At 46.1% G+C, this 26,224-nt stretch carries 32 protein-coding genes; 8 read left to right on the top strand and 24 right to left on the bottom strand.

Going from position 1 to position 26,224, the window contains the following annotated elements; all coding sequences use genetic code 11:
* Positions 1 to 23: 23 nt before the first annotated feature.
* From rplR to rplC, 16 genes are all read right to left on the bottom strand, one after another.
* Positions 24 to 386, bottom strand: coding sequence for a 50S ribosomal protein L18 (rplR, locus tag JGK07_RS03670; RefSeq protein ID WP_293175984.1), 363 nt, complete (start codon positions 384 to 386; stop codon positions 24 to 26).
* Positions 387 to 388: 2 nt separating this feature from the next.
* Positions 389 to 937: a 50S ribosomal protein L6 gene (gene rplF / locus JGK07_RS03675; RefSeq protein ID WP_293133866.1), complete on the bottom strand. Its 549-nt coding sequence runs from the start codon at positions 935 to 937 to the stop codon at positions 389 to 391.
* A gap of 249 nt (positions 938 to 1,186) precedes the next feature.
* A complete protein-coding gene (gene rpsH / locus JGK07_RS03680; RefSeq protein WP_194010353.1) occupies positions 1,187 to 1,591 on the bottom strand; it encodes a 30S ribosomal protein S8 in 405 nt (134 codons plus the stop codon).
* A gap of 23 nt (positions 1,592 to 1,614) precedes the next feature.
* Entirely contained in the window at positions 1,615 to 2,160 is a 546-nt protein-coding gene (rplE, locus tag JGK07_RS03685; RefSeq protein WP_293150725.1) for a 50S ribosomal protein L5, read from the bottom strand.
* 127 nt (positions 2,161 to 2,287) lie between these two features.
* A complete protein-coding gene (gene rplX, locus JGK07_RS03690) occupies positions 2,288 to 2,650 on the bottom strand; it encodes a 50S ribosomal protein L24 (RefSeq protein WP_293175986.1) in 363 nt (120 codons plus the stop codon).
* 1 nt (position 2,651) lies between these two features.
* On the bottom strand, positions 2,652 to 3,020 hold the full coding sequence (rplN, locus tag JGK07_RS03695; RefSeq protein WP_193973611.1) for a 50S ribosomal protein L14: 369 nt from the start codon (positions 3,018 to 3,020) through the stop codon (positions 2,652 to 2,654).
* 130 nt (positions 3,021 to 3,150) lie between these two features.
* Positions 3,151 to 3,399, bottom strand: a complete 249-nt coding sequence (gene rpsQ / locus JGK07_RS03700; protein WP_293175988.1) for a 30S ribosomal protein S17 — start codon at positions 3,397 to 3,399, stop codon at positions 3,151 to 3,153.
* Positions 3,400 to 3,470: 71 nt separating this feature from the next.
* Positions 3,471 to 3,713, bottom strand: coding sequence for a 50S ribosomal protein L29 (gene rpmC, locus JGK07_RS03705; RefSeq protein WP_293133890.1), 243 nt, complete (start codon positions 3,711 to 3,713; stop codon positions 3,471 to 3,473).
* A gap of 136 nt (positions 3,714 to 3,849) precedes the next feature.
* Positions 3,850 to 4,269 (bottom strand): 50S ribosomal protein L16, encoded by a 420-nt coding sequence (gene rplP, locus JGK07_RS03710; protein WP_293175990.1) that lies wholly within the window; start codon positions 4,267 to 4,269, stop codon positions 3,850 to 3,852.
* 105 nt (positions 4,270 to 4,374) lie between these two features.
* Positions 4,375 to 5,103: a 30S ribosomal protein S3 gene (gene rpsC, locus JGK07_RS03715; protein ID WP_293133893.1), complete on the bottom strand. Its 729-nt coding sequence runs from the start codon at positions 5,101 to 5,103 to the stop codon at positions 4,375 to 4,377.
* A gap of 115 nt (positions 5,104 to 5,218) precedes the next feature.
* Positions 5,219 to 5,578 (bottom strand): 50S ribosomal protein L22, encoded by a 360-nt coding sequence (gene rplV / locus JGK07_RS03720; protein ID WP_193973606.1) that lies wholly within the window; start codon positions 5,576 to 5,578, stop codon positions 5,219 to 5,221.
* Positions 5,579 to 5,675: 97 nt separating this feature from the next.
* Positions 5,676 to 5,957: a 30S ribosomal protein S19 gene (gene rpsS / locus JGK07_RS03725; protein ID WP_041623488.1), complete on the bottom strand. Its 282-nt coding sequence runs from the start codon at positions 5,955 to 5,957 to the stop codon at positions 5,676 to 5,678.
* 131 nt (positions 5,958 to 6,088) lie between these two features.
* Positions 6,089 to 6,952 carry a 50S ribosomal protein L2 gene (gene rplB / locus JGK07_RS03730; protein WP_293175992.1) on the bottom strand — a complete coding sequence of 288 codons (864 nt, stop codon included), beginning with the start codon at positions 6,950 to 6,952 and terminating at the stop codon, positions 6,089 to 6,091.
* A gap of 155 nt (positions 6,953 to 7,107) precedes the next feature.
* Positions 7,108 to 7,416, bottom strand: coding sequence for a 50S ribosomal protein L23 (locus tag JGK07_RS03735; RefSeq protein WP_293133910.1), 309 nt, complete (start codon positions 7,414 to 7,416; stop codon positions 7,108 to 7,110).
* On the bottom strand, positions 7,409 to 8,041 hold the full coding sequence (gene rplD, locus JGK07_RS03740) for a 50S ribosomal protein L4 (protein ID WP_293175994.1): 633 nt from the start codon (positions 8,039 to 8,041) through the stop codon (positions 7,409 to 7,411). Before rplD ends, JGK07_RS03735 begins: the two co-directional genes overlap by 8 nt.
* A 137-nt stretch (positions 8,042 to 8,178) precedes the next feature.
* Positions 8,179 to 8,814, bottom strand: coding sequence for a 50S ribosomal protein L3 (gene rplC, locus JGK07_RS03745; RefSeq protein WP_293133914.1), 636 nt, complete (start codon positions 8,812 to 8,814; stop codon positions 8,179 to 8,181).
* Between the two features lie 432 nt (positions 8,815 to 9,246).
* On the opposite strand from rplC, the gene JGK07_RS03750 reads away from it, so the two are divergent.
* The 3 genes from JGK07_RS03750 to JGK07_RS03760 all read left to right on the top strand — a co-directional run bounded on the left by JGK07_RS03750 (position 9,247) and on the right by JGK07_RS03760 (position 11,031).
* The gene (locus JGK07_RS03750) at positions 9,247 to 9,723 is read left to right on the top strand and encodes an NAD(P)H-quinone oxidoreductase subunit N (protein WP_293133916.1); all 477 of its coding nucleotides are present in this window, start codon (positions 9,247 to 9,249) and stop codon (positions 9,721 to 9,723) included.
* A gap of 122 nt (positions 9,724 to 9,845) precedes the next feature.
* On the top strand, positions 9,846 to 10,451 hold the full coding sequence (locus JGK07_RS03755) for a VWA domain-containing protein (RefSeq protein WP_293133918.1): 606 nt from the start codon (positions 9,846 to 9,848) through the stop codon (positions 10,449 to 10,451).
* A gap of 76 nt (positions 10,452 to 10,527) precedes the next feature.
* The gene (locus JGK07_RS03760) at positions 10,528 to 11,031 is read left to right on the top strand and encodes a hypothetical protein (RefSeq protein ID WP_293175996.1); all 504 of its coding nucleotides are present in this window, start codon (positions 10,528 to 10,530) and stop codon (positions 11,029 to 11,031) included.
* A gap of 122 nt (positions 11,032 to 11,153) precedes the next feature.
* Here JGK07_RS03760 and JGK07_RS03765 read toward each other — a convergent pair whose 3' ends face one another.
* From JGK07_RS03765 to JGK07_RS03780, 4 genes are all read right to left on the bottom strand, one after another.
* Positions 11,154 to 11,705, bottom strand: coding sequence for a dCMP deaminase family protein (locus tag JGK07_RS03765; protein ID WP_293176028.1), 552 nt, complete (start codon positions 11,703 to 11,705; stop codon positions 11,154 to 11,156).
* A gap of 457 nt (positions 11,706 to 12,162) precedes the next feature.
* Positions 12,163 to 13,032: a hypothetical protein gene (locus tag JGK07_RS03770; protein ID WP_293175998.1), complete on the bottom strand. Its 870-nt coding sequence runs from the start codon at positions 13,030 to 13,032 to the stop codon at positions 12,163 to 12,165.
* 38 nt (positions 13,033 to 13,070) lie between these two features.
* On the bottom strand, positions 13,071 to 14,507 hold the full coding sequence (locus JGK07_RS03775) for a thymidylate synthase (protein WP_293290738.1): 1,437 nt from the start codon (positions 14,505 to 14,507) through the stop codon (positions 13,071 to 13,073).
* 288 nt (positions 14,508 to 14,795) lie between these two features.
* The gene (locus tag JGK07_RS03780; RefSeq protein ID WP_293189576.1) at positions 14,796 to 15,419 is read right to left on the bottom strand and encodes a Uma2 family endonuclease; all 624 of its coding nucleotides are present in this window, start codon (positions 15,417 to 15,419) and stop codon (positions 14,796 to 14,798) included.
* A 77-nt stretch (positions 15,420 to 15,496) separates the two neighbouring features.
* Here JGK07_RS03780 and JGK07_RS03785 point away from each other — a divergent pair, with 77 nt between their 5' ends.
* From JGK07_RS03785 to JGK07_RS03795, 3 genes are all read left to right on the top strand, one after another.
* A complete protein-coding gene (locus JGK07_RS03785; protein WP_293189575.1) occupies positions 15,497 to 16,072 on the top strand; it encodes an HD domain-containing protein in 576 nt (191 codons plus the stop codon).
* 141 nt (positions 16,073 to 16,213) lie between these two features.
* Positions 16,214 to 17,347: an ABC transporter ATP-binding protein gene (locus tag JGK07_RS03790; RefSeq protein ID WP_293176006.1), complete on the top strand. Its 1,134-nt coding sequence runs from the start codon at positions 16,214 to 16,216 to the stop codon at positions 17,345 to 17,347.
* A 442-nt stretch (positions 17,348 to 17,789) separates the two neighbouring features.
* Positions 17,790 to 18,200, top strand: coding sequence for a hypothetical protein (locus JGK07_RS03795; protein ID WP_293176008.1), 411 nt, complete (start codon positions 17,790 to 17,792; stop codon positions 18,198 to 18,200).
* 86 nt (positions 18,201 to 18,286) lie between these two features.
* On the opposite strand, the gene JGK07_RS03800 is transcribed toward JGK07_RS03795, so the two are convergent.
* From JGK07_RS03800 to rbfA, 3 genes are all read right to left on the bottom strand, one after another.
* Entirely contained in the window at positions 18,287 to 18,517 is a 231-nt protein-coding gene (locus JGK07_RS03800; protein WP_293150704.1) for a DUF4327 family protein, read from the bottom strand.
* A gap of 356 nt (positions 18,518 to 18,873) precedes the next feature.
* Entirely contained in the window at positions 18,874 to 20,520 is a 1,647-nt protein-coding gene (locus JGK07_RS03805) for a glycoside hydrolase family 3 N-terminal domain-containing protein (RefSeq protein WP_293241345.1), read from the bottom strand.
* Between the two features lie 112 nt (positions 20,521 to 20,632).
* Positions 20,633 to 21,088, bottom strand: a complete 456-nt coding sequence (gene rbfA / locus JGK07_RS03810) for a 30S ribosome-binding factor RbfA (protein WP_293217163.1) — start codon at positions 21,086 to 21,088, stop codon at positions 20,633 to 20,635.
* Between the two features lie 148 nt (positions 21,089 to 21,236).
* Between rbfA and sipA the strand changes: the two genes are divergently transcribed.
* Positions 21,237 to 21,458: a regulatory protein SipA gene (sipA, locus tag JGK07_RS03815; RefSeq protein ID WP_293176014.1), complete on the top strand. Its 222-nt coding sequence runs from the start codon at positions 21,237 to 21,239 to the stop codon at positions 21,456 to 21,458.
* Between the two features lie 268 nt (positions 21,459 to 21,726).
* Here the strand turns inward: sipA and JGK07_RS03820 are convergent, their stop codons facing one another.
* Positions 21,727 to 25,050, bottom strand: a complete 3,324-nt coding sequence (locus JGK07_RS03820) for an EAL domain-containing protein (RefSeq protein WP_293241347.1) — start codon at positions 25,048 to 25,050, stop codon at positions 21,727 to 21,729.
* A 571-nt stretch (positions 25,051 to 25,621) separates the two neighbouring features.
* Here JGK07_RS03820 and JGK07_RS03825 point away from each other — a divergent pair.
* Entirely contained in the window at positions 25,622 to 26,062 is a 441-nt protein-coding gene (locus tag JGK07_RS03825; protein ID WP_293223802.1) for a pentapeptide repeat-containing protein, read from the top strand.
* The last annotated feature ends 162 nt before the right edge of the window (positions 26,063 to 26,224 follow it).

Genomic DNA, 26,224 nt, shown 5'->3' on the forward strand with positions numbered 1-26,224 from the left:
TCCTTCTTCCTTCTTGCTTCTTCCTAAAAGTCTAACCCGGCTTCGCGAGCTGCGTCGGCGAGGGCTTTAACGCGACCGTGATAGAGGTTGCCTCCGCGATCGAATACGACTTTGACTATGCCAGCGCTGGAACACCGTTTGGCAATCAACTGACCGACTTGGGTGCTGGCGTTGCAGTTGGCTCCCGAACTGAGTTCGGCTTTCAATTCTGGATCGAGGGTTGACGCAGCAGCCAAAGTGTGCTGTGCCGTGTCGTCGATTACCTGGACGTAGATGTGATTGGACGATCGAAATACCGCTAATCTGGGACGTTCGGCGGTGCCGAATACCTTGCGCCGCACGCGGCGGTGTCTGCGGTGGACTGATTCTTTGCGAGTAAGCTTCATTGTTACTTCTTACCTGTTTTGCCTGTTTTACCAGCTTTGCGCCGGACGACTTCGCCGCTGTAGCGAATGCCTTTGCCCTTGTAAACTTCGGGCGGACGCACCGCGCGGATGCGGGCTGCTGTGTTGCCTACGAGTTCTTTGTCAATACCGGAGACAATGACGTTGGTGTTGCCTTCAACTGCCATGGTGATGCCTTCTGGAGGAGGCATTTCAACGGGCTTGCTGTAACCGACGTTTAAAATCAGGTTCCGTCCTTGAACCTGTGCCCGATAACCTGTGCCGATAATTTCCAGACGACGCTGAAAGCCTTGGGATACACCTTCGACCATGTTGGCGACAAGGGTGCGACAGAGGCCGTGCAATTGTCTGGCGACGCGAGATTCGTCCCGGCGGGTAACGAGTAAAGTCTCGCCTTCCATTCCTAGGAGGATTTCGGCGGGGATTACTCGGGAAAGTTCACCTTTAGGGCCTTTGACGGCTACTTTTTGACCGTCTAGGGTGATGGTGACTTTTGTGGGGATGCTAATCGGACGCTTGCCAATTCGCGACATAGTTTTTGTCCTTTGTTTTTAGTTTTTAGTGTTTGATTATTAGTATCTAGTTATTAGTCTTTAGCGATCGACTTTTGAGTGTTTTTCCATGGTATGCGTGATTAATGACTCGTAATAAACAAGTACAATTCGCCGACACTCATGAGTGGATAATCCCCAAATCTTAGACTTTTGTTTAAGCTTGCAGATTGAATGCTGCAAGTTAATCTAAAATCTAAAATCGACTGACTAATGACTAATGACTAATGACTACCAAACATAACAAAGCACTTCACCGCCTAAACCTTGGCGTCGAGCTTCTCGATCGGTCATAATGCCGCTGGAGGTGGAGATAATGGCAATGCCAATTCCGCCTAATACTCTGGGCAGTTCTTTGCGGTTCGAGTAAACGCGCAGTCCTGGTTTGCTGACTCGCTTAAGTGCCGTGATAATGGGCTTGCGAGTTTTACCTTTGTACTTTAGAGAAAGCACTATAGTTCGCTTTACGCCTTCTGGTTCTGCTTCTTCAAATTCGCTGATAAAGCCTTCGTTTTTGAGAACTTGGGCGATGCTACGGGTCATTTTTGTAGCTGGAATTTGTGTTGTTTGGTGGCGCGCCATGCAAGAATTGCGAATGCGCGTCAACATATCTGCTATGGTATCGTTAGCTGCCATGTGAAAGATCCTTACTCTACTGCTTAGTTGTCCCGGAAGGGCATTCCCATTTCTTTGAGCAAGGCGCGTCCTTCTTCGTCGGTGTTTGCTGTGGTGATAATTGAAATGTCCATGCCTCGAATTTGATCGATGCGGTCATATTCTATTTCTGGAAAGATTAGCTGTTCTCTCAGACCCAAGCTGTAGTTGCCGCGCCCGTCAAAGCTTTTGGGACTGATGCCGCGGAAGTCGCGGATGCGTGGGAGTGCGAGGTTGATGAGCCGATCGAGAAAATCGTACATCCGATCGCCCCGCAGCGTCACCATCACGCCGACTGGTACTCCTTTGCGGATTTTGAAGCCTGCGATCGCTTTTTTCGCGCGAGTCACCACTGGTTTTTGTCCGGTGATGATGGCAATTTCATTCAGCGACGAATCCAGTGCCTTAGCATTTTGAGAAGCTTCTCCCAAACCGCGGTTAACGGTAACTTTGATAAGTTTGGGAACCTGATGGATATTAGTATATTTAAACTGATCCATCAGTGTGGGAACGATTTTACCTTGATAAAGAACTTTGAGTTTGTCCGGCATAGTTTTGGTGTTTCGTTAACTGTCCCTGGGCTTGGTCAGGGAATTGTTCTTTGTCAGTTGTCAGTTGATAGTTGTCAGTTGTTAGTTGCCAATTAAGGACTAATGACTAATGACTGAGGACTAATGACTAATTATCGAGGATTTCTCCGGTTTTTTTGAGTTGTCGCAGTTTGCGGCCGTCTTCACTAAATGTATAGCAGACGCGGCTGGCGACTTTCTCTTTTTCGGAATAGTGCATCACATTTGAGCTGTGAATGGGAGCCTCAAAGGTGACGATTTTTCCCGATTCCCCTTCTTGTTGGGGTTTGACGTGCTTGGTTCGGATATTTACGCCTTTAACAATTACTTTGCTGACTTTAGGATATGTCTTTAAGATTTGTCCGACTTTTCCTTTCTCTTTGCCAGTAATTATTTGCACGGTGTCGCCTGCTTTGACGTGCATTCTGTAGCGCTGCGGTTCGCTAGTTGGTTTACCCTTTTTTCCGTACATTTTAAAGTACCTCTGGGGCTAAGGAAACGATTTTAGTAAAGTTTTTGTCGCGCAGTTCGCGGGCTACTGGGCCGAAAACGCGAGTGCCTTTGGGGTTGCCTTCGGGATTGATAATCACGGCTGCATTGTCGTCAAAACGAATGCTCATGCCGCTGTCGCGACGCAAGGCTTTGCGGGTTCTGACAATGACGGCTCTGACGACATCGGATTTTTTGACTGCCATATTGGGGATGGCGTCTTTGACGACGGCAATGATGACATCGCCGACTCCGCCGTAGCGACGGTTGCCGCCTCCCAATACGCGGATGCACATGAGCTTGCGGGCTCCGCTATTGTCGGCGACATTGAGGTATGTCTGGGGTTGAATCATGGTGATTGGGGAAAAGGTAATTTGATGCTTGCTAACTGCTAAGTGCTAATTGCTGCTAATTGATGGTTAATCACAGGGTCGATCGATCGAGAAAGCCGATCGCACTACGCGAGCAATTAGAAATTAACTGTTAACCCTTTGTTGCACCGAAAATCTCAGCAACCGTCCAGCGTTTGGTTTTGCTCAGAGGGCGAGTTTCAGTGATGCGGACACGATCGCCCGATTTGCACTTATTTTCTTCGTCGTGAGCTTTGTAGCGCTTGGTGCGGACTACGATTTTGCCGTATTTGGTGTGGGAGGAGCGGTTTTCGATCGCTACCACGACGGTTTTGTTCATTTTGTCGCTGACTACTACGCCAACTCGTTCTTTAACTGCCATACCTACCTATTGTTGTTGTGCAATTGAGTTTTTTTGAACTACTGTGCGAACCTCGGCTCGGCTGCTGCTAACTACTCGCTGACTGCGGTGGGAGCAGACTTGAGAGCTGCCTCAGCAGCGATTTGGCGTTCGCGTTCAACTGTCATTAATTGAGCCAGCCGGTGTTTGGCGTGCTTGAACAGGTGAGGCTTTTCCATGCGGCCGGTAGCTTGCTGAAGCCGCAAGTCCATTAGTTGGCGCTTGACGGCTAAAATTTGCTCTGCTACTGCTGCATCGCTTAATTCTCTAGCTTCTTTAATCTTGGTCAAAGACATAGTTGTGTGCTTTATCGTTAGCGGTCTAGTGAAGACAGAATTCTTTCTGATGCTGAAGACCGAAGGGAAAAAAAGTTGTACGTGCCAGATTTTAAATTTCTGACGAATGCAGACCTAATTCTACCTTCGATCGCCACTATGACGGGCTTTCTTCGCGGGTGATGAACTTGGTTTTAATCGGTAATTTGAAAGATGCCAAACGCATTGCTTCGCGGGCAATTTCTTCAGTGACGCCACCAATTTCAAACATAATCCGACCGGGTTTGACGACGGCCACCCAAAATTCCGGTGCGCCTTTACCAGAACCCATCCGGGTTTCTGCTGCGCGCTGGGTGACTGGTTTGTCGGGGAAAATGCGAATCCAGATTTTGCCACCCCGGCGGATATAGCGGGTCATGGCACGCCGTCCGGCTTCTATTTGGCGGGAAGTGATCCAGGCTGGTTCGACGGCTTGGAGGGCAAAGTCGCCAAAGCTAACTGAGCTGCCGCGGGTGGAAATACCGCTCATTCGCCCGCGCTGTTGTTTGCGGAATTTTGTTCTTTTAGGGCTTAACATGACTGGGGAATTCAGTAATTGGTAATCGGTATAGCGGACAGCACGAACTTACTCGCCCGGGATCTGTCAACTGTCAACTGTCAACTGTCAATTGTCAATTGACTGTTAGCCTTCGTTCGATCGATCTTCAAAGTTCTGACGGCGGCGCTTTTGTTTGGTGCGGGGCACGGCTGCATTTGGTGCGGCTTCTTGTTCCTGTCCGGGAATAATTTCGCCTTTGAAAACCCAAACTTTAATCCCGAGAATACCGTAGATGGTTTGAGCGGTGCAGTAGGAATAGTCGATGTCGGCCCGCAGGGTGTGCAAGGGGACTCGGCCTTCGCGCGTCCATTCTGTACGGGCGATTTCTGCGCCGTTGAGGCGTCCGCTAACTTGAATTTTGATGCCTTGAATGCCGACTTTTTGAGCGCGGGTGATTGCTTGGCGGACTACTCGGCGGAAGGATACGCGCCGTTCTAGTTGCTGGGCGATATATTCTGCGATCAGTGTGGCATCGGCGTCTACGCGCTGAACTTCAACGACGTTGATGCGAATTTGGCGGTTGTTGCCGAGTTGCTGCTGCAAACCGACGCGCAAAGTTTCGATACCTGCTCCGCCACGGCCTACGACTACGCCTGGTCTGGCGGTGAAGACTTCTAGGTCGATTTGATCGGCTTTGCGCTCAATTCTGACCGAGGAAATACCAGCATTACTGAGGGTTTTGCGGACGTACTTGCGAATTTTGAAGTCTTCTTGCAAGAGTTCTGGATAGTTTTTCGGGTCAGCAAACCAGCGAGAGCGGTGCTCTTGGGTAATGCCGAGACGAAAACCAATTGGATGTATTTTTTGGCCCATAATATTTGATGAGTTAATTGGTAATTCGTAATTGGTAACTGGTAATTGGTAATTGATGATTACCGATTTTTGGTCAACTTTAAGCTGTTTATTACCTATTACGTTTTTCCGTGGTTTAGTCTTCTAAAAGCGGAGCAACTATTACCGTAATGTGGCAAGTTGGCTTGCGGATTTGGTAGGCGCGACCTTGAGCGCGGGGTCTAAAGCGTTTGAGGACTGGGCCTTGGTCTGCGTAAGCTTGAGAGACTACGAGCTTGGTTTTGTCCAATCCTGCGTTGTGTTCGGCGTTGGCTACTGCCGATCGCAAAACTTTAACGATTGGTTCGCAGGCGCGGTAGGGCATGAATTCGAGTAAAATCAGCGCTTCTTGGTAGCTTTTGCCGCGAATTTGGTCGAGGACTCGGCGCACTTTGAAGGGCGATGTCCGGATGTAACGGGCGATCGCCTTAATTTCGGATGTGGTATCTATAACCATTTCGATTTGGGTAAGTAGGTAATTGGCAATTGGGAAAAAGGTAATTGGTAATTGAATGAAAAAATTTCGATTACCTATTACCTGTCACCTAATTTGGCTATCTTTTCGCCTTTTTATCACCACTTTTCGCGTGACCTCTAAAGGTGCGAGTGGGGGAGAATTCTCCGAGTTTGTGACCTACCATTTGGTCTGTCAGGTAGACTGGGACGTGCTGTCTGCCGTTGTGAACTGCGATCGTGTGACCTACCATTTGAGGCAGGATTGTGGAAGATCGCGACCAAGTTTTAATTACTTGTTTTTGGCCTGCGGCGTTGAGTTTTTCAATCTTTGTCATCAGATGATCTGCGACAAATGGGCCTTTTTTTAACGATCGAGACATGGTTTTGGTAATTAGTAATTAGTAGTTGGAATTGAATAGGGAAGAAAGTTGCAGGAATAAAAGAGTACGGACAACTTTTTCGTTGTTCCTTCTTCCTTCTTCCTTCTTCCTTCTTCCTTCTTCCTTCTTCCTTAACTTTGTCTGCCGCCCTTCCCACGCTTGGAAGATTTGCGACGGCGCCGGACGATTAAAGCGTCGCTGCGCTTGTTTTTGCTTCGAGTTTTGGCACCCAATGCTGGTTTGCCCCAAGGAGTCATAGGCCCCGGACGCCCGATGGGCGCTCTGCCTTCGCCACCACCGTGCGGGTGATCCACCGGGTTCATTACACTACCGCGAACGGTTGGTCTGCGACCTTTCCAGCGGGTACGGCCTGCTTTACCAAGGCTGATGTTTCTGGCGTCTGTGTTGCCAACTTGACCGATCGTAGCGTAGCAGTCGGCGCGGACTTTCCGTTGTTCGCCGGATGGCAGTTTGAGGGTGACGTAGCTACCTTCTTTTGCCATTAGCTGAGCGCTGGAGCCTGCGGAACGGACGATTTGTCCGCCTTTTCCTGGTACTAGCTCGACGTTGTGGACGCTGGTACCGAGGGGAATGTTCTTCAGGGGTAGGGCGTTGCCAATTTCGATCGGCGCGTCTGGGCCTGAGACAATTACTGTACCGACGTTTAAGTTGAGCGGGTGCAGGATGTACCGTTTTTCGCCGTCTTTGTAGAACAAAAGGGCGATGCGGGCGTTGCGGTTGGGGTCATATTCGATCGCCTTGACGGTAGCAGGAATGCTGTGTTTGTCGCGGCGGAAGTCGATCGTTCTATAAAGCCGTTTGTGACCGCCTCCCCGGTGGCGACAGGTAATGACGCCTCGGTTGTTGCGGCCTTGTTTGGTGTGCTTGTTGCTAGTTAGAGACTTTTCAGGCTCTGACTTGGTAATCTCAGCGAAGTCCGAGACGGTATGTTCCCGGGTGCTGGAGGTATAAGGTCGGTAAGAACGAATGCCCATAATCGCTTTTAGATTTTAGATTTTAGACTTGGGATTTTGGACTTGACAGTTTTGGATTTTAGATTTGGGATTAAGTTAACTTGCGAGTTTCCTGGATGGGAAGTTTGCATCAGTTAACTGGAATCTAAAATCTAAAATCTAAAATCCAAAATTGGCTAAACTTCTGGGAATAGGAGTTTGCGGATCGAGTCTCCGTCTAGCAGAGTTACTGTTGCTCGCTTGTAGCAAGGTTTAAAGCCGACGAATTTACCTACTCGGCGCTTTTTTCGCGGCGGGTTTTGGGTGTTGACGCCAATGACTTTGACCTTAAATAGTTCTTCGATTGCAGCTTTGATTTGAGGCTTGGTCGCTTTTGGCGCTACGTCAAATGTGAATTGATTTAATTCCATCATTCGGGTAGCTTTCTCGGTGAGAATCGGACGCTGGATCAAATCTGCGTAGTCGCGGGGGTCGATTTTACTCACCGTAAATCTCCTGAATTTTTGCTATGGCTGTAGAGGTGACGATTATTTTGTCAGCCGCGAGAACGTCGTAAACATTCAGAGAAGTTGCCAAGATGACGTTGACTAATTCGATGTTGCGTCCTGACAGGTAAACGTTGAGTTGCGGTTCTGGCAAGATTAACAGAACTTTTTTATGGGCTTCGATACCCCAACGGGCGATCGCACTTAGCAATTCTTTGCTTTTCGGTCTCGGAAATTGCTCTGCAAATTCTTCAACCACAATGATGTCTTCGGTACGGCTAAAGAATGCTGTCCGCAAAGCGAGACGGCGTTCTTTTTTGTTCATTTTGACTTCAAAGTCTCTGGGTTTCGGTCCGAAGATGACACCGCCGCCCCGCCACAACGGAGAACGGATCGAACCTGCTCTGGCTCGACCTGTGCCTTTTTGACGCCAGGGTTTGCGGCCGCCGCCTCTAACTTCCGATCGAGTTTTGGTGCAAGCATTCCCTTGACGGGCGTTGACCATTTGCCGTCTCAAGGCTCTGTGAACGATGTGAGACGCATTTTCTTCTTTGGCTACGCGAAGCTCTAAAGTTGTTTCTCCAACTTCTTCGCCTTGCCAATTTCGCACTACACAGTTAACCATATCTTTTGTCCTTTTTCCTTTGTCAGTTGTTGGTTGTTAGTTGTTAGTTGTCAGTTGTTGGTTGTTATTTGTTGATTGTTAGTTGTTAGTTGTTGCTAATAACCAATAACCAATAACAAATAACCAATAACCAATAACTACCACCCAACTTTTTTCTCAGGAACAACATTGACTAAGGCGCCAGCTTTTCCGGGAACTGCTCCCTTGATCAGCAACAAATTCTGCTCTGCATCCACCCGGACAATTGTCAGTTTGCGGACGGTAACTTGAACGTTGCCCATGCGTCCTGCCATTCTTTTACCGGGATAGACGCGTCCGGGAGTGGTTCCAGGTCCGATCGATCCAGGTTCGCGGTGATTCTTAGAACCGTGAGACATGGGGCCGCGTTTGAAGTTGTGGCGCTTTTGAAAGCCTGCAAAACCTTTACCGATGCTGGTACCGATGACATCTACGATTTGTCCCGGTGTAAAAGCGTCTGCTTTTACTTGTTGGCCTAATTCAAAGGAACTGGTATCTTCCAAGCGGTATTCGTGCAAGTGGCGCAATGGATTCGCCCCCGACTTGGCAAGGTGTCCCAATTCTGGCTTGTTGAGAGCCTTTGGTTTTACTTCTTCGTATCCAATCTGAATGGCAGTGTAGCCATCAGTTTGTTTAGTTTTGATTTGAGTTACTGTACAAGGCCCTGCTTGTATGACGGTGACGGGGATTGCTCTCCCTTCAGCGTCAAACACTTGAGTCATGCCTAGTTTAGTGCCAAGAATGCCTACAGACACGGATTTTTTTCCTTTTATTTACGCAAGAGGTTTCGGATTGCGAAGTTTACGTCAATCCGCTTGCTCTTGTGCAGAAACATCTATTTCAGTGTTCCTGCAATTAACTGTTATCAACCAACAGCTTTCCTCGGTGTTTAAAATTTGAGTTTTAAATTTGGGAGCGAGCTTGTGGAAGTCTTGCAAGGGTTGAGATTCTAGGTTTTTTACCTATTCGATCTCCGAGTTTAATGTCGGTCTTGCTTATTTGGGCTAGGACTTGAATAGCAAGCTACTCAGTATCCTTTCACAGCGCCAGTTAACAATATTACATGAAGTGTTTGTTATTTGTCAAGGCCTTTTTTGATAACTTTTCGCCTCAGCTTTAGCATTTATAATACTTTAAGCTCGCAATGGGCGATCGACCAAATTTTAAACAGCAGGCTAGACAAATTTATGGGACTGATTACAACTGGTGCGGATATGATTCGGGATTTGGAAAAGTCGGGGTCGCTAGCCCTGTACGTTCCTTTAGAGGGAGGATTTGAGGGCCGTTACCTGCGACGGCTGCGGGCTGCCGGCTACGGTGCGTACACGATTACGGCGCGGGGTTTGGGCGATTTGGCGATGTATTTGACCGGAGTTCACGGGGTGCGACCGCCGCATTTGGGCAAGAAAACTACTGGCAATGAAGGGGCTGTGGGTTACACCTACTACGTACCTCCAATGTTGCAAACTCAATTAGATAATTTGCCGCCGAAATCTAAAGGACTGGTGCTTTGGATTATTGAAGGGCAGGTTTTGTCGAGTCAGGAAGTTGAGTATTTGACTGTTTTGCCGACGCTAGAGCCGCGAGTTAAAATAGCAGTAGAGATGGGGGGCGATCGAGCTTTTAGCTGGAAGCCGCTTAAAAACGCTTTAGTTGCAGCTTAAATTCGGGTATTTGCGATCGCAAATCAACTAAAAAACGCAGCGAGCAAAATCAAGCTCAACCGCTTATGCTCGCTGGTTTTGCTCTTTTTTGGAAAAACTTCTTAATTAACAGGAAAAATCTTATGCTTCAGAACCGCGATTATACAATCATCATTGACAAAAGCGGCAGTATGTACACCAAAGACCAGATGGGAGGAAAAAGTCGCTGGGCGCTGATGCAAGAATCGACTGTCGCACTGGCGAATAAATGCGAAGAACTTGACCCAGACGGCATCACAGTTTACGTTTTTTCTGGTCGCTTCAAACGCTACGAAAATGTAACATCAGCTAAAGTAGTGCAAATCTTCCAAGAAAACGAACCTTCCGGGACTACAAATTTGGCTGCGGTGCTGCTAGATTCTCTCAACAATTATTTTCAGCGCAAAGCATCCGGTAAGACCAAGCCAAATGGCGAAACCATATTAGTGGTGACGGACGGCGAACCGGACGATCGCAAGGAAGTAATGAAAACAATTATAGAGGCATCGCGGAAGCTCGATCGAGATGAAGAGCTGGCGATTTCCTTCATTCAAGTAGGGAATGCCCCGGAAGCGACTAAGTTTCTCAAGATATTGGATGACGAACTGCAAAGCGCCGGAGCTAAATTCGATATCGTTGATACAGTGACGATGGATGATATCGAAGGAATGACCCTGACGGAAGTATTGCTGAATGCAATAACTGATTGAGGAGGCTGCGGGTTGTTTGCGGGACTATATTTGTGCCTGGTTGCTGGGCAGGATTTTTTAAAGGGGGTTTTAAGTCATGGAATCGATCGATCGCCTGTTAGCTGAACTTAGGGCAGAATATCAAGCATCTCAAAAAAATCGCGACGCGCCAAGTCAGCCGCCAGTGGAAGCACAACCGCTTTCCCAACCAGCAGCAGTGCCGTCAAATCAAACTTTTAAAACAGCAGATATCAAGTATTCTGGTACTTTTGACAAGGATTTAGCTGAAATCAAGGCTGAATACGAAGCACAAAATAAAGCTCAGGAAGTGGCTGCACAACAACCGCTTCAGCCTCTGCACGAAGCAGAAAATAAACCTCAGGAAGTGACGGCACTAGCACCGAAGCCAGCAGAAAAGATTGTGCAGTCAGAGTTAGACGTACAAACGCACAGGCAGAAAGTTAGGCAAGCTCAGGTTTGGCTGAAGAATTTGGATAAAAATTCCGATGAGAGATATTGGTTCGATCAGTTTGCTTTTAAGTATAGTTCGAGGATAGATGCGGCGATCGACTATTTGCAAGCTGTGAATGAGTTTGATTGAAAAGGTTTGTAGTGAGGACTTTAGTCCTTCTTTAATGCGGACTGAAGTCCTCACTACCAACCCAAGAGAGAAGGTTTGTAGTGAGGACTTTAGTCCTTCTTGAATGCGGACTAAAGTCCTGACTACGAACCGAATGGTCGATCGTCTTTTGGAACAGATGTAGGATTCAGCAGAAATGAAGCCGATCTTTTTGCTGTACTTTCAGATAGCTTAATTTGTTTGAATTCAACAATACCATCGGCTATAAAAGAATCTCTCAAGGCCGCCTTTTCTCCGCTGTTAAAAACAGTTTCGTAAAATACTTCGCGAATGCCGGCGGAAATAATTAATTTCAAACAATAAATGCAGGGTTCTAAAGTCACATAAATGCTAGCTCCAGCCGTAGATATGCCGTGTTTGGCAGCAGTGGCGATCGCATTTGCTTCAGCGTGAACCGCCCGCGACGGCAAAGTTTTGCTAGCATCGCAACTGCTCAAACCCGGATAGCAGAAGCCTTGAGCCGTGCAGTGTACCGAACCTGAGGGGGAACCGTTGTAACCCGTAGCTAAAACTTGCCTGTTTTTAGCGATTACCGCGCCGACGGGAAATGCCAGACAAGTCGATCGCGTTGCGGCCAATTTTGCCAACATCAAAAAGTATTCATCCCAATTTGGTCTTTGATAGGTTTTATTCATAAGCTGCTGTATTTTTTTCTGTTCCAAAACGTTTTTAAGTTGGTTCAAAGCATCTTCATAAGTCTGAAACTGAACTTCAGCAATTACTGTAGGGATACCCAGTGGAAATCTTGATATAACTTTATCTTTTTCATAAATAATCACAATAGGAATATTATTCATTTCAGCATAAGCTAGCTCCATTCCCACACCAAAAGAGAAGGAGCCAAGGTAAGCAATGACTAAATCTGATGTACTAACTTGATGTTTGTCTCTCTCAAATACTTGGCTAGGACTAATGTCAGGGTTATTGATGGGATCGGTATACATATGTGGAACATACGCTTGAAAACCTATTTCTTGGCAAAGCAGACCAATGGCTTCATAGAAACTCTTGACTTCTGCTGGTTTCTCAATTCCTGTTAAAGCACCAGATATATATACTTTGTTCATTGATTTTTACGCTTTCTCAACAGTATTATTTTGGAACAGAGGTTGCTTTAGGGGTGGGTGCTATTTGTGTCTTTGGTGTGATGATTGGTTTTGGATCAAAAGAAGGTGGTGAAGAAGGTTTCAAAACTGCTACCCATGTCCCAATTGCTCCCCCAATTGCTGCTAATGCCGCGACAATCGTAGCCCAAACCATCGGTTCCCACTGTGGCAAATACTTAAAAACTAAACGGTAGCGAATAGATTTCTGTTTAAGCTCATCCTTGGCTTTTTTATATTCAGACGATTGCTCTAACGCTTTTAAAATATCATTTTTATCTCCTTTTCTCCACAGATTTTGTGAATCGTTTAACCAGCTTCTAAGTTCCGGCGGTGTTGGATAGTCTTCAGGAATAGCATCATGAAGCTTACCAGGATCGTCTCTATATGCCGAAGAAAAAGAAGATTTTGAACTCAACCTATGAATTCTTAAATATGCAATAGTATCACCTACTTTAATCTGTATATCGTTGTCTGATAAATTATGAAGAGCTATAGCCATCACACCTCCATAATTAGGATTAACTCTTGTTCCAAGATGTCCTATTCCCTGTGACACTAATTTTACTTGTGAATGAATTACTCCACATAAATAATTGTTAACAAATACTGACTCATTAGTCCATATTATAGCTGTTTTTCGGCTGGGAATTTTAATAAGTTTATTATCCTGCCGATCTTTTAAAAGCAAGGTTTGTTTCTGTTGAGTTTGTTGATCTATGTTAAATGTATAAGCATATTCACTTGCCGTTAGGCGTAAACAGCAACCTCTGATGCTATGTTCTTTCCCTTTAAAAGGATAAATAAATATCCCTCTACCTAGCTCATTGATAATATCCCACTCGCTTAGAACCGACATAAACTATTTCCTATGCTTTAACTTTACGACGCTTAGATTTATTGATCCTGAATATATTTTTTGCCAGTTGCAATGCAGCCAAAAGCCTTCTGGATTTCTAGCCCTAAGTAACCTGAATGTTCAGGCTGTATTGCCGGAGAATTAGCACAAATTTCTCGTAATAGCTTGAGAGGATCTCTGCCACTATAATGCTTGGTAATTTCACCACTACCAGGAGTTGTTTGGGAAACAACTATTTTTTTATCCTCCAATTTGATGATGAAGTTTCCCACTGAATCGCAATCAGAATAACTTGGATCGAAATAACGTCTACGTTCTGCATCAACTATTTTTTGATAGTGCTGGTTGATAATCCGGTCAACTGAATCGAAAGTATCATCGTAGATATGAGCACTCTGACTAATCGTAATCAGTGGACCCATCTTTAGATCGTACTCCGATCGATCGGCGATCGCGTCTCGAATGTGTTCTTGCAATTTTCGCAATCCTATAGCGTTAGCAGGCCAGGCGCTAAACATATCGTTACTGCGGAAAGTAGCAGTCATTGACAGTTCGTTATCCACAACTCTTAGCCAGATATGGTTAAGGCATGGACTGCCACCTGAATCGTGATCGGCTACATCCCACAGCGACATAACTGCACTAGCAGCGTCAATCTCACCTATTAATTTATTAATAACTTGTTCAATCTGGTCGCGTCCATTAAACCAAGAACGAAGACGCTGCCCATAAGTGTATTTAACACCTTCTCGTTTCACTGAATCATCTAATATTTGTGAAGTGTATTCTTGAACAAAAGGACGGTCAATGGGCAGATAATTTGGTTCGGGGAAATAAAAGCCTGGTGGCTCATTTTTCACCACAGCTATTAAATCAATTAATTCTTGCCATTTGCCATCGTAGCCAGTCGGTCGAATTGTACCTGTTGTTTTGATGCGATGAATAATTTTAACCCAAGTTTCTGCAATAGTTGTTCCTTCTATCCGATGACCGTAACGCGGTCCAGGTTGAATAGTAGGAACGATTTCAGAGATAGGAAATTCTAAGTAATTACCCCACGGTTCAAGTATGTTCTGTTGTGAGTAAGACTTGACAGAGGCTACAGCTTCAGAAATGGATTTTGCTTCTACAGGTTCCTCTATCGATTGTCGTAATTGTTCCAAAGCACTAGCTGGAATTTCAATATCAATATACCCAGTAATAGGAGAATTAATCACCCAACATTTTCGTCCGGTATCACTGGTTCCTTCTGTAAACCCATTACGGAAGAAGTCCAGCAGGCATTTACATCCACCAGCATTGAGGTCTTCTTTTGTAGCGTTCATGATTACTAAAAAGCGGACATGGGGATTGAATAAAAGATTCCGAATCAGAAAGCTAATTCCACGAGTTGAACTGTACAACTGTCCAATCACAGCAAACTCATGGGCGTGAAGGTGTTTGGCGATCGCTTGCTTTACAGTCCATCCAGTCACTACAGCGGTTTGACCAGTTCCGCAAATCAGTTGGTTTGGCTTGTGTAGTGGTTTGTACTGGAATAGGGTTGCCTGCTGACTCATTACTGTGATGGTGACTACAAGTCAAAAAAAACTGCTAGAACAGCTTAACAAACTTTGAGGACATTTTTGCTAAAATTTTACCAAGATTTTTATGAATGAACCGCATGGTAGAGGGGGCAGAGGGTGCAGTGGAGGAGAAGAGAGAGATTAAGCAATCATTAATTTCAATAAAATCTGAATATTTAGCAAAACAATTTAAGTTTTTTAAATGAGTAGTTCGTTGACAGCTACGCTAAAACCTGCAAGTACAGTTTGAGTGTTAACAACTTCATCTGCATTAAACAACAGCCAGCGTTCCCCGGCATTCACAAATATTAATCTAGCTTCAGGAAAAAGCAGCCAGACTTCTTGACAGCCCGACTCCAAATATTCGTGAGCTTTTGCAAATAATTCTTCGCCGCTATCTTCGGGAGAAGCAACTTCTGCTATCAAGGGAAAACTTTGGGAAAATGCTGTAAAATTGCCTGATTGTGGCAGCAGTTCGGGAGTAATGTAAGCGATATCTGGTCGGCGGCCCTGCTTGTTAGTGCGACAAAGTATTTCGGTCAGAACTTCTCCTCCCTGTCCGCTGGAATTTTGGTAATTTCTCCAGGATGTAGATAGTTTAGATTGAGCCAAACTGTGTTTGAATGTCATTCCTGTTTTCTCTACTAAGTTGCCGTCAACCCATTCCATTCTATCAGGCGGTTTGACTAAAAAATCTTCGAGAGATATGATTGTTTGTGGATCAGATTTGGGTTGAATTTGTGGTGTATTTTCTAATTCGGGCGGTGATTCTGGCTGTGATTTTTTGTCGGCATTTTTTGGTATGATTATAGTAGCTGTCACGATCGCAACCTCTCTTTGAATATTTTAAGTTTACAGGAGATTAGCCTTTGATGACTGGATTAAATAAGGTAACTTCTATGATACTATCAAACCGATTTTCTGAAGCCCTCACCTATGCCGCCGAATTGCACGCAACTCAAGTCCGCAAAGGTTCTGGTGTTCCGTATATCGCTCATTTATTGGGTACTGCTAGTATAGCTTTGGAATACGGGGCTTCGGAAGATGAGGCGATCGCAGCTTTGCTTCATGATGCGATCGAAGATCGAGGCGGCCCCACCACCCGCGAAGCCATCCGCAACCACTTTGGGGATATCGTCACAGCGATTGTAGACGGCTGTACCGACAGCGATGCGACGGCGAAACCCCCTTGGCGCGATCGCAAACAAGCTTATATCGATCGCATTTCTCAAGCTTCCCACTCCGTCAGATTGGTCTCGGCGGCTGATAAACTTTATAATGCGCGATCGATCCTGAAAGATTACCGTGAATTAGGCGATCGCGTTTGGGAACGCTTCAAAGGCAAAAAAGATGGTACTCTCTGGTATTACAATTCTTTAGTAGAAGCATTACGCCAAGCTGAATCTACACCAATCGTTGAAGAATTAGCCCGCACAGTTTTAGAATTGAACAAGCTTTCCGAAGATAAAAGGTAAAAGCCATAGGACTAATGCCAACTGGCACATATCGTAGGTGCGTCAAATCTGGAACCCTAGATAATCGTTGTATAACTTCGTCTGACGCACCCTAGAGGTCTAGCAGATAACTAATAACCAGTAACCAATAACTACTAACAAATGGCAAACGTTCGCTTAGAAAATATTACTAGACGCTACCAAAATGTCACCGCGATTGAAAACATCAGTTTCAAAATCCCGGATGGAGAATTTTGGGTATTAGTCGGGCCCTCCGGCTGCGGAAAGTCTACAATTATGCGGACAATTGCAGGTTTGGAAACTGCAACTTCTGGCAATCTTTATATTGGAGATAATTTAGTTAATAACATTCCGGCGAGACAGCGCGATGTCGCAATGGTATTTCAAAATTACGCGCTTTACCCGCACATGACTGTCGCCGAAAATTTGGCTTTTGGATTGCGGATGCGGAATGTTGATGCTGCAAAAATTAAAGAAAGAGTCGAAATTGTAGCCCGATCGCTCTCGATCGATCACCTCCTCAACCGCAAGCCGAAACAGCTATCAGGCGGACAGCAGCAGCGGGTAGCACTCGGAAGGGCGATCGCCCGCGAACCCAAAGTATTTCTTTTAGACGAACCGCTTTCCAACCTCGACGCCCAACTGCGAGACGACACTAGGGCCGAACTCAAACAACTCCATCAAAGGCTGGGAATTACCACAGTTTATGTCACCCACGACCAAGTGGAAGCGATGACTTTAGCTGATAAAATTGTAGTTTTAAATGGAGGCAAAATTCAGCAAATCGGAGACCCGCAAAGCATTTACGCTAAACCAGCTAATCGGATGGTTGCCACATTTTTAGGCAATCCTGCTATGAACATTTTACCTGCAATTTATGCAAACGAATCTTTTCAGGTAGGAAGTCAATCTTTAGCCTGTCCGCCCTCGATTCATAAAAGATTGCAGGCGAAAGAAGGACAAGCATTTGATTTGGGAATTCGTCCAGAAAATATAGAAATCTTTACGCCACAAACAGCAGAAGAGGATGATTTCAATAGGGATATTTGGGCTTTAGAAAAAGTCCCTCTCGATGTAGAGGTAAAAGTAGTTGAACCTCTGGGGCGAGAAATTTTAATCCGGGCGAGTTTACCTGCGTTGGGTGCTGAAACTACTGTACAGTTACAAGTACCGGCGGGTGTTCGCTTGCGTCCGGGCGATCGGCTGACGGTACAGCTTGACTTCGATCGACTATTTATTTTTGACCCATCCACCGGCGAGGCGCTGTATCCCTAACCGCATTAAATCTCAAAGGTCAAATAGATTTGATTTATGCACTTGCAACCTCAGAAACCCGGTTTCTACGAATATTTCTCGTTTCTCGTTGCAAATTTTTCTCAGAAACTGGGTTTCTAGCCCCGGCTTTCTGCGATCGCAGTCGGTAACTCCTGTTCCATCTCAAATCTCAAATCTCAAATCTCAAATCGCTCGACTGTTCCATCCACAGGCTAGGTCTCAGTCTTCTTCACAAAACTTTACACTTGACGTTTCGGAATTTACGCAGTAATGATAGAATGATTGTATTGCGAAAAAAAATCATCCCTCTAAAGGCGTACTTTTGTGAACGGGCATCGCGACCAACAACTTCGCATCTGCGCTCGAAAAGCGGCAATCCCGCCGCATAGGGATTAACTGGCGAACCAAAAACTCCGAAAAACTTTCTAGCGGCATTTCTTAGATGAATCCCGATAACCTGCCTCAAATGCTGCAAACTGGATTTCACCTAACTTTAGGTGCAACTTCCTTTTTACTTGAGACACTGCAAGATCCCCAGAAGCGAGAAGAAAATCTGGACAAACTTCGTCAGTCGGATTTAAGTCCACTAGCTTCGGAGTTGGTTGAAAAAGGAGAAATGACCGATCGAGAAGCCCGTAATTTTGTCGATACTATTTTCTCTCAACCAGGCGATCGGGAGAATGCACGCAGCGAGGAATCCGGATCGCATCAGCAATCGGATACAGCAACTGACACTCCTCCCGAGTTGGTTGTACAGCCTGATGTAAAACTAGAGATTCAAGAATTAACTGCACAGATGGCAGCGCTCAGAATAGAGTTGGAAAATTTGCGCGCTGAAAATTACCCTGATTAAAGGATCAAGCATCTTTAACACAGCCCGAATTTAGTTGGAAACCCACTTGCAAACCCACTTGCAAACTTATTAAACAGAACCACAATTTAGTCGTTGTCCCAGTTTTCAGTACCGATTAAGTCGGCGATGCGATCGCGCAACAAGAAATCGCATTTTTCCAATTCTCCTTCTACGCAAGCCCATTCTCGGGGCGGAATGAACTGACACAGTGTGTAAATAGGCTGTTGCCTGCTGAGTACGCCTTCATGGACGAGGTGGCGTGCTTCGTCTTGGATAACATCTAAAGAGTATTGGATTCTGATAGTTGACTGAATCATAATGCGCCCTCAAGGTTTTACTACTAAAAAATTATGGCCCTGTTAATAATATAATCCAAACTTAGGATTATGGAAGTTAATTTTTTTTCTGTATACTGAGATACTGTTTGCAGATTAATTTGAAAAACTTATAGAGATGATGAGCGAGCAATGGGATCTGCTTGGGGATTTTGAGACGTGGCAGATATTCCAGGCTAACACGCGAATATACGGCAAAGCTTCATTCAGGACTTAGAAAGTTGCGACAGATTCCCGGTTTCTGGATGCTGCGCCGCAAAAGCAAAATTTTTGACAGAAACCGGGTGGATCGATTTAAGTGCTGATGAAGCCAAGGAAAGACTCAGCAGTCTGGCAGATCAAGCATTCCCCGTTTTGTTAATGCCGAACAGCAACTCTAGAGTGAGAGATTGCGCTGCGGGCATTTGTCCGAAACAAAATATATAAGGAATAGTCGGAGGCAAGTGCGGCAAAAATTGTTCTAAAACGTAGGGACTTCCGTAAACTACCACAGCTTGCAGTTCTCCCGTCTTTAATAAATTCTTAAACCAATCTTGAGCCGCTTGGGTCAATCCGGCACTACCTCGGAAGCAATTGCCGCGAATGAAAATTTGCAGCAGTGTCGGAGAAAAATGCTCTGCGCTTGAATTATGACTCAAATCGCCTGTCCGATCGTCAATTAGTTGCAATTCGTAACCAAACTGTTCGGGAATAGCGATCGCCGGAGTGTGTTTTCCCAAAAACTCGCAACCCAAAACATCATCTACCACAATCAAATTCCGCAAAATTTGCTTGTCCGAGGGTTTTTTAGCCACTAAAGGCAAAGCGCCACCAAATTTTAAAGAATCTCGCAAAATATCGGCAGCCGTCGCCCTTGCCTCTGCTGTTGCCAGCAAAATTAAGTCGCTGGAACTCCCACCCTTGCTCAGAGGCGGTTGAGGGGGGTCGAATTTGGGATTTGTCGCTGTTTGGTCGATCGACAAACCCACTTTAATTTTCGCCTTCCAGATTCGATTGACAGATTCCTTGATTTGTGCTATGTCGAGTCGCCCTTGAGTGACAGCTTCGCAGACAGCCAGAATCGCCCCTTCTGGGTCAAGCGGCATCAGCAAAACATCAGCACCAGCCTCAGCGGCCAAAACAGCAGCTTCATTAGCGCCGTACTTATTGGCGATCGCGCCCATCACCAAAGCATCCGTTACAATCAAACCATCAAATCCCAACTCTTCCCGCAGCTTCCCGATCAAAATTTTGCGAGAAAGAGTAGCCGGAAACTGGTCATCCCAAGCCGGAATCAGCAAGTGAGCACTCATCACAGCATCGACCCCGGCGGCGATCGCCCCTACAAAAGGAGGCAACTCGATCTCAGCCAATCGATCGGGCGAATGCGACAAAACCGGCAATTCCAAGTGAGAATCAACCGCCGTATCTCCGTGGCCGGGAAAATGCTTAGCCGTAGTTAAAATCGGGTGTTCACCTGCACCGCGAATAAAAGCACTTGCCAATTTTCCGACAATTTCCGATGTCTCACCAAAAGCGCGGACGTTAATCACAGGATTGTCGGGATTGTTGTTAACATCGACCACCGGTGCGAGAATCCAATTGAGACCGATCGCCCTAGCTTCGATCGCAGTCACAGCCCCCATTTGTTCGGCATAGCGATCTGCCTTACCTGCATCGTGCCGCGCAATTTCAGCAATAGCCATCGGCGGCCCAAACCAAGTCGCTCCGGCGAACCGCTGGCCGACACCTTCCTCAATATCAGCAGCCAGCAGCAGCGGAAATTTTGCCCAAGACTGCAATTGGTGCGATCGAACAGCCAATTCCGCAGCACTTCCCCCCACCAAAATTACCCCACCCACGCCCAAATTTTCCAGATAATAGCGGAGTTTGTCGGCCGTTGGTTCCCAGGCTCGATAGCGAATTTGGTGGTCAAACAAGTAGCCTGAAGCGCGCACCACGAACATCTGGGCTACAAGTTCGGGTAAGGAAAGATTGTCAATCATTCGATTTTAGATTTGGGAATTGGGAATTGGGAATTGGGAATTGGGAATTGGGCATTGGAATCATAGATTTGGACACTCGCATTACATAATTCCAATGCCACCGGACTTGAGATTAATCCTCGTCTTCTTCTAAATCATCATCATCATCATCATCATCATTTGCCAATTTTTCGCCATCATCCGTCAATTCTTCGTTGTCAAACATACCTGGTTTGCGATCGGCAGAAAGCTGATTCAGCAGTATCACCATTTTATCACCCCGTTCCAGGGAACGGTCTTCGAGAAATATCACTTCCGGCGTCCGACGCAGTTGTACCCGCTGGCCTAACTGGTTGCGGACATAGCTAGTTGCCGATTTCAAACCTTCCATAGTCTCGGCCTTGGCCTCATCAGTACCGTAAATGCTGACAAAGATTTTTGTATGCTGAAGGTCTCCCGAAACAATGACATCGGTAACGCTAACCATACCTGCACCGACTCGATCGTCCTTAATGCCGTTGATCAACATCAGGCTGACTTCCCGCTTAATCATTGAAGCTACGCGCTCTATGCGACGACTTGTAGCCATACCAATTATCCCCTACTTTTATATCAGCCATTTTCTATCAATTCTTAGTTTGACACAAAGCCGTAGGCGGGAGTTCTGCCAAAAGTACGCCACAATGAATTTTGGCTAACCTAGCCGTGTCCCGATCGCCAATAAAAACATAAAAACTATGGATAAAGAATTTACCATCGGTCAAAAAGTCCGAGTTGTGGCGATGCCACCTTTCGTGAAAACTGCCGAACCGATGCCGATGCTGCGGCCTGCGAATGTAATTGCGATCGGGGCCCAGGGTGTTGTGATCGATCGGCGTCCCGGCAATTATTGGGGCATTCGATTTGAAAAAGGTGCTTTTCTCTTAGACAGTCAGTACATTGAAGCTGCTATCAGTTGACTGTTGGCAGTTGGCAGTTGACAGGAAAGCAGTTGGCGGTTGGCTTGTTGAATAGTTGTCATTGGTAATTGGGAATTGGTAATTGGGAAATTCTCCCTCTTCCTTCTCTCAACGGGAGCATCTCAGTTTTGCAAGAAGCATTTTTTCTTACAGTGCGAGCGTCCCCGCTCGCGTGTGTACAAGCACGCGAGCGGGGACGCTCGCACTATAGCAAAACTGAGATGCTCCCCTCTCAACTGTCAACTGTCAACTGTCAACTGTCAACTATTCAAGAAGCTAACTTGGTCTCAAAACCCAAAGAATCAACCGAAAATTCTCCCAAAACTTCCTCTACAATAGGAGAGCCAAAAGTAAAAGTTTGAGGCTTTCCCAAATAATAACCTTGACCGTAATCTACCCCAAGTTCCTTGAGTTTATCCATAACTGCTTGACTTTCCACATACTCGGCAATAGTTTTAATTCCCATGGCGTGGGCAATTTTGGTAATAGCTTCAACCATGACAATATCAATAGGATTCTCGGCAAGATTCTTAATAAAATTGCCATCTATTTTGATATAGTCAACAGGCAAATTTTTCAGGTAAGCAAAAGAAGACATCCCGCTACCGAAGTCGTCCAAGGCAAACTGGCAGCCGAGTTCCTTGAGTTTCCAAATTAAGCAGGCTGCTTTGCTGAGATTCGCGATCGCCACGGTTTCGGTAATTTCAAAACAAATTATTTCCGGCGGTATTTGATAGAGAGAAAACTGCTCTTGAATAAAGTCGATGAATTTTTCTTCGTTAATGCTGTCCCCAGAAAGGTTGATCGCATAAAGGCTAGAATATTTGTCAAATGAAGCTTGTGAATTAGACAAGGGGCAGCAAGCAGGTAAGGTAACTATATTATCGTCTGCCCCGTGGTTTTGGACTAAGAGATTTGCCGTGAAAATTTGAGATAAATTGCTAAATAAAGTGCGAATTACCCAGCGATCGATCGCGTGCATCAAGTTATAGCGTTCGGCTGCCGGAATAAATGCCATCGGTGAGACTAACTGACCGCTTTCAAGCTGGAGGCGGAGGAGGATTTCGCAGTGGGTGCCGGTGGTGGGGAGATCTCGCAAATGTACGATCGGCTGAGAGTACAAGCGAAACCGATTATCTTCTAAAGCTTGATTGATTTCGACCACCCACTGGGTTTCGCCGTGCTGTTTGATTAATTCGCGATCGCCCGGTTGATAAACCTGCACCCGATTGCGGCCTTTATTTTTAGCAGCATAGCAGGCTAGATCTGCCGCGCTCAACACCGCAGAAGTCGATACTGTTTTGCGATTAATTGCCACCAAACCGATACTGACGCCGATCGCAAAAGTTTTGTCCTGCCACGCAAACCGAAATTCCTGAATGTTTTGCAGTAGCAATTTTGCAACATCTAAGCCCTGTTCTGGCGGACAATTGTACAGGAGTACAGCAAACTCATCGCCGCCCAGGCGCGCCAAAATATCGGTTTTGCGGATATTGCTTTTAAGTAGCTGGCTGACTTGGCGCAGCAGTTCGTCGCCTGCAACGTGACCAGAAGTATCGTTAACTATTTTGAAGCGATCGAGATCCAGGTAAAGCATCACGTGTTCTTGACCGTAACCTTGAGAACTGTGCAGGGCGTGTTCTAGCTGGTACTCAAATTCGTGACGGTTAACCAATTGCGTCAGGGGGTCGTGAGTTGCCTGCCAGGTGAGTTGTCGCGCTTGAGTTCGCACTTGGGTGACATCTCGAAATACAACGACGGCCCCGACAATTGTGCCGTTGCTGGCGTGGATGGGGGCGACGCAATGGTCGATCGCAAATTCGCGGTTGTGGCGGGCAATCAGCAAGCTGTTGTGTCCTTGGTCAACAATCCGACCTTCGTACAAAGCAATTTGAGCGATATTTTTGATCGGCATCCGAGTAGTTTCGTCAACTATTCTCAACACGCCCGCGAGGGGCAAACCTTTAGCTTCTGAGGTTGACCAACCCGTGAGTTTTTCGGCAACTGGATTGAGGGTAGAAATGTAGCCGTGGCTGTCAGTAGCAATTACTGCATCGCCGATCGATTGCAGAGTAACTTGAGCTAGTTCTTTTTCCTTAAAAAAAGCTTGTTCCATGCGCTTGCGATCGCTAATATCCCGCTGCACGGATACCCAGTGAGTCAGGTTTCCCGACTCGTCAGCAATGGGTACGCTGTTGAGTTCCACCCAATAAGTTGAACCGTCTTTGCGGTAGTTGATCAATTCCAAGCGCAGGGGTTCTCGGCGAGAGAAAGCGCGGCGAATTTTGGCAACTTGAGCGCCATCGCTGTCGGGCCCGCGCAGACAACTCGGTGTTTGGCCGATAATTTCTGCGGGCCGATAACCGGTCATTTGGGTAAAAGCTTCGTTGACATAGATGATGGTGGGATCGGAGATATCGCTGTATCCCGCATCCATAATTACGATCGCATCGTTAGCGTTAACTACGGCAGATTCTAACAGTTGCAGCCGCACCTCTGCCTGCTTGCGGGTAACGATTTCCTGTTCCAGTCGGCTGTTAGTCAAGCTCAAAGATGCGATCGCTTTTTGCAATTCGCTAGTCTGTTCTTGGACGCTGGCGTGCAAAATATCGATCGCCCCGGACATTTCCATCGGGTCAAGTACGCTCAGTAAAGTGCTTTGAGTAACTATTCCCAGCAGTTCTCCGCCTTCGGCAGTGACTACTAACCTGCGGACTAAACGCTGCTGCATTTCCTGATGAGCCACCCAAAGCGAGTCTTCTGGCTTGAGACTAAATAAAGGGCTACTCATTACAGTTTCGGCGATCGTCTGCGACAAATCTATATCTAAAGCTTGAAATTCGACAATATCCCGTTCCGTGACTATACCTAGAGGAATTGGGAACGACAAATTCATCGATAATTCTGTTGGCGCTGTAATTACCACGCAGCTAACGCGGTGCTGCGCCATCAACTCGGCTAAACTCATAACTGACGAGGTAACAGGCGCTTGAATAACTTGTGCAGTCATTACTTCTTTCACCAGGCGCATTTTTAAGATATTTGCCGGTTCCACCATGCCTTGGCGAATGCTTTCTGGCGTAATTACTCCTAAAAGTTGACCGTCACTGTCTAATATTGGCAAATGGTGAATTCGTTGTTGCCCCAACAGAATTAAGGCGCTAAAAATGTCTCTATCTTCACCTTTCGTCAGAGTTGCAGCAGGCTGCTGCATAACTTCTGCGATCGTAACATTTTTTAAGTTTTTGCCCGATGCAATCAAATCGACGAGATCCCTCTCGGTGAAGATTCCTTGCAATTGGGAATTTTGAGCAGATTGGGAGTCGGATTTTTCGAGGGATTGTTCGACGACAAAGACGCAGATACCTCTGGCGTCTCTGAGGGCGCTTGAGGTGAGGGGATTTGGGATTTCTGTGAGTTGCGGGTAGATATCGGTGGGTGGAATGTCTGCGTTTAGAGAGCAACTTCCGCGCCGTTGGCCCATCAGGGTAATGACTTCTGCTAATGGGGTATCGGGCGCAACTGTCAAGGGGTAGCGGTCAATTACTTGATCTAAAGTCGGCAGATGCTTGGAGGAATCATTTTTTATCATAGGATTTAATTCATTTTGGCGATCGTCGCACAGACTCTACCACAGTCATAAAAAGCCCTGCTTTCCATGCAGTGCGTGGATTTTTACAGCGCTGCTGAGACATAATTAAATTTTTTTGTTAAAAATCCACCCGATCTGTGGTTGGCGAACTGGCCGGTGACAGCTCTGCCTCTACCTCTAAAGTTATAACCGTATATGGATTTTAAGTGTGCAAATTCTGTCCAATGACAGTTTTATTAACAAATATGTATTGGGGGAACTTTTTTCGATAGAATCAACCTATAACATCATTCATCACTAATCATATCCATCTTTAGAAGCAAACGTCTGTTTGCTGTCCGGGCTAACCTAGAAAAGGTAACTACAAAAACAGACCGTATTAAGTTCGGCAGTGTTAAGTTTTACGATATTAAGTTTTGCGAGCTTTTCTAGACCACCTGCCAGTTGCGGAGGACAATGAATATCACAGCAGGTCTGTGAATTCGATCGCAAATTTGCGAAAACGACCGTGGTAAGCTTGTAGATATAAACAGAAGAACTTAAACACCAAGTCTGGCGAGGAAAAGGGATTATGAAACGCCATCTATTAGCCGCAACTTTTTTAATTACTCCCCTACTGTTGGCCGGGCCCGCTAGCGCTGCAAATCCCGCTCACGTCAAGCAGCTACTCTCCACTGGGCAATGCTTTGGGTGTGACTTGTCAGGAGCAAATTTGGCGGAGGCTCATTTGATTGGTGCAGATTTGAGAGAAGCGAATTTGCAAGGCGCAAACCTCTCCAATGCTAACCTCGAAGGCGCTGACTTGACCGGCGCTAACTTGACGGGTGCCAACTTAACCGCAGTTTTCCTGACTAACGCCAGTTTAAATGGCGCAGATCTCGATCGGGCAAATCTGACAGCCGCCATCATCAACACCACTGACGTATCAGGCGCATCAATGGAAAACATGACTATTACTGATGCCAAAATCTACAATACCCAAATCGGCGTAGGCGGCAGCTACGAGCAGTAAACTCTTTTAAATAATGCGAAGTGCCAATTTTAAGTTAAAAAACCCGGTTTCTCTCCAGAAACCGGGTTTTTAGTCTTTAGGTTTGTAGTGAGGACTTCAGTCCTATCTTGTTGGATAAGGACTGAAGTCCTCACTACAAACCTGATTGGGGTTATTTTAAAT

Origin of the sequence: Microcoleus sp. PH2017_24_DOB_U_A (genome assembly GCF_020738205.1) — a bacterium.
Lineage (GTDB): Bacteria > Cyanobacteriota > Cyanobacteriia > Cyanobacteriales > Microcoleaceae > Microcoleus.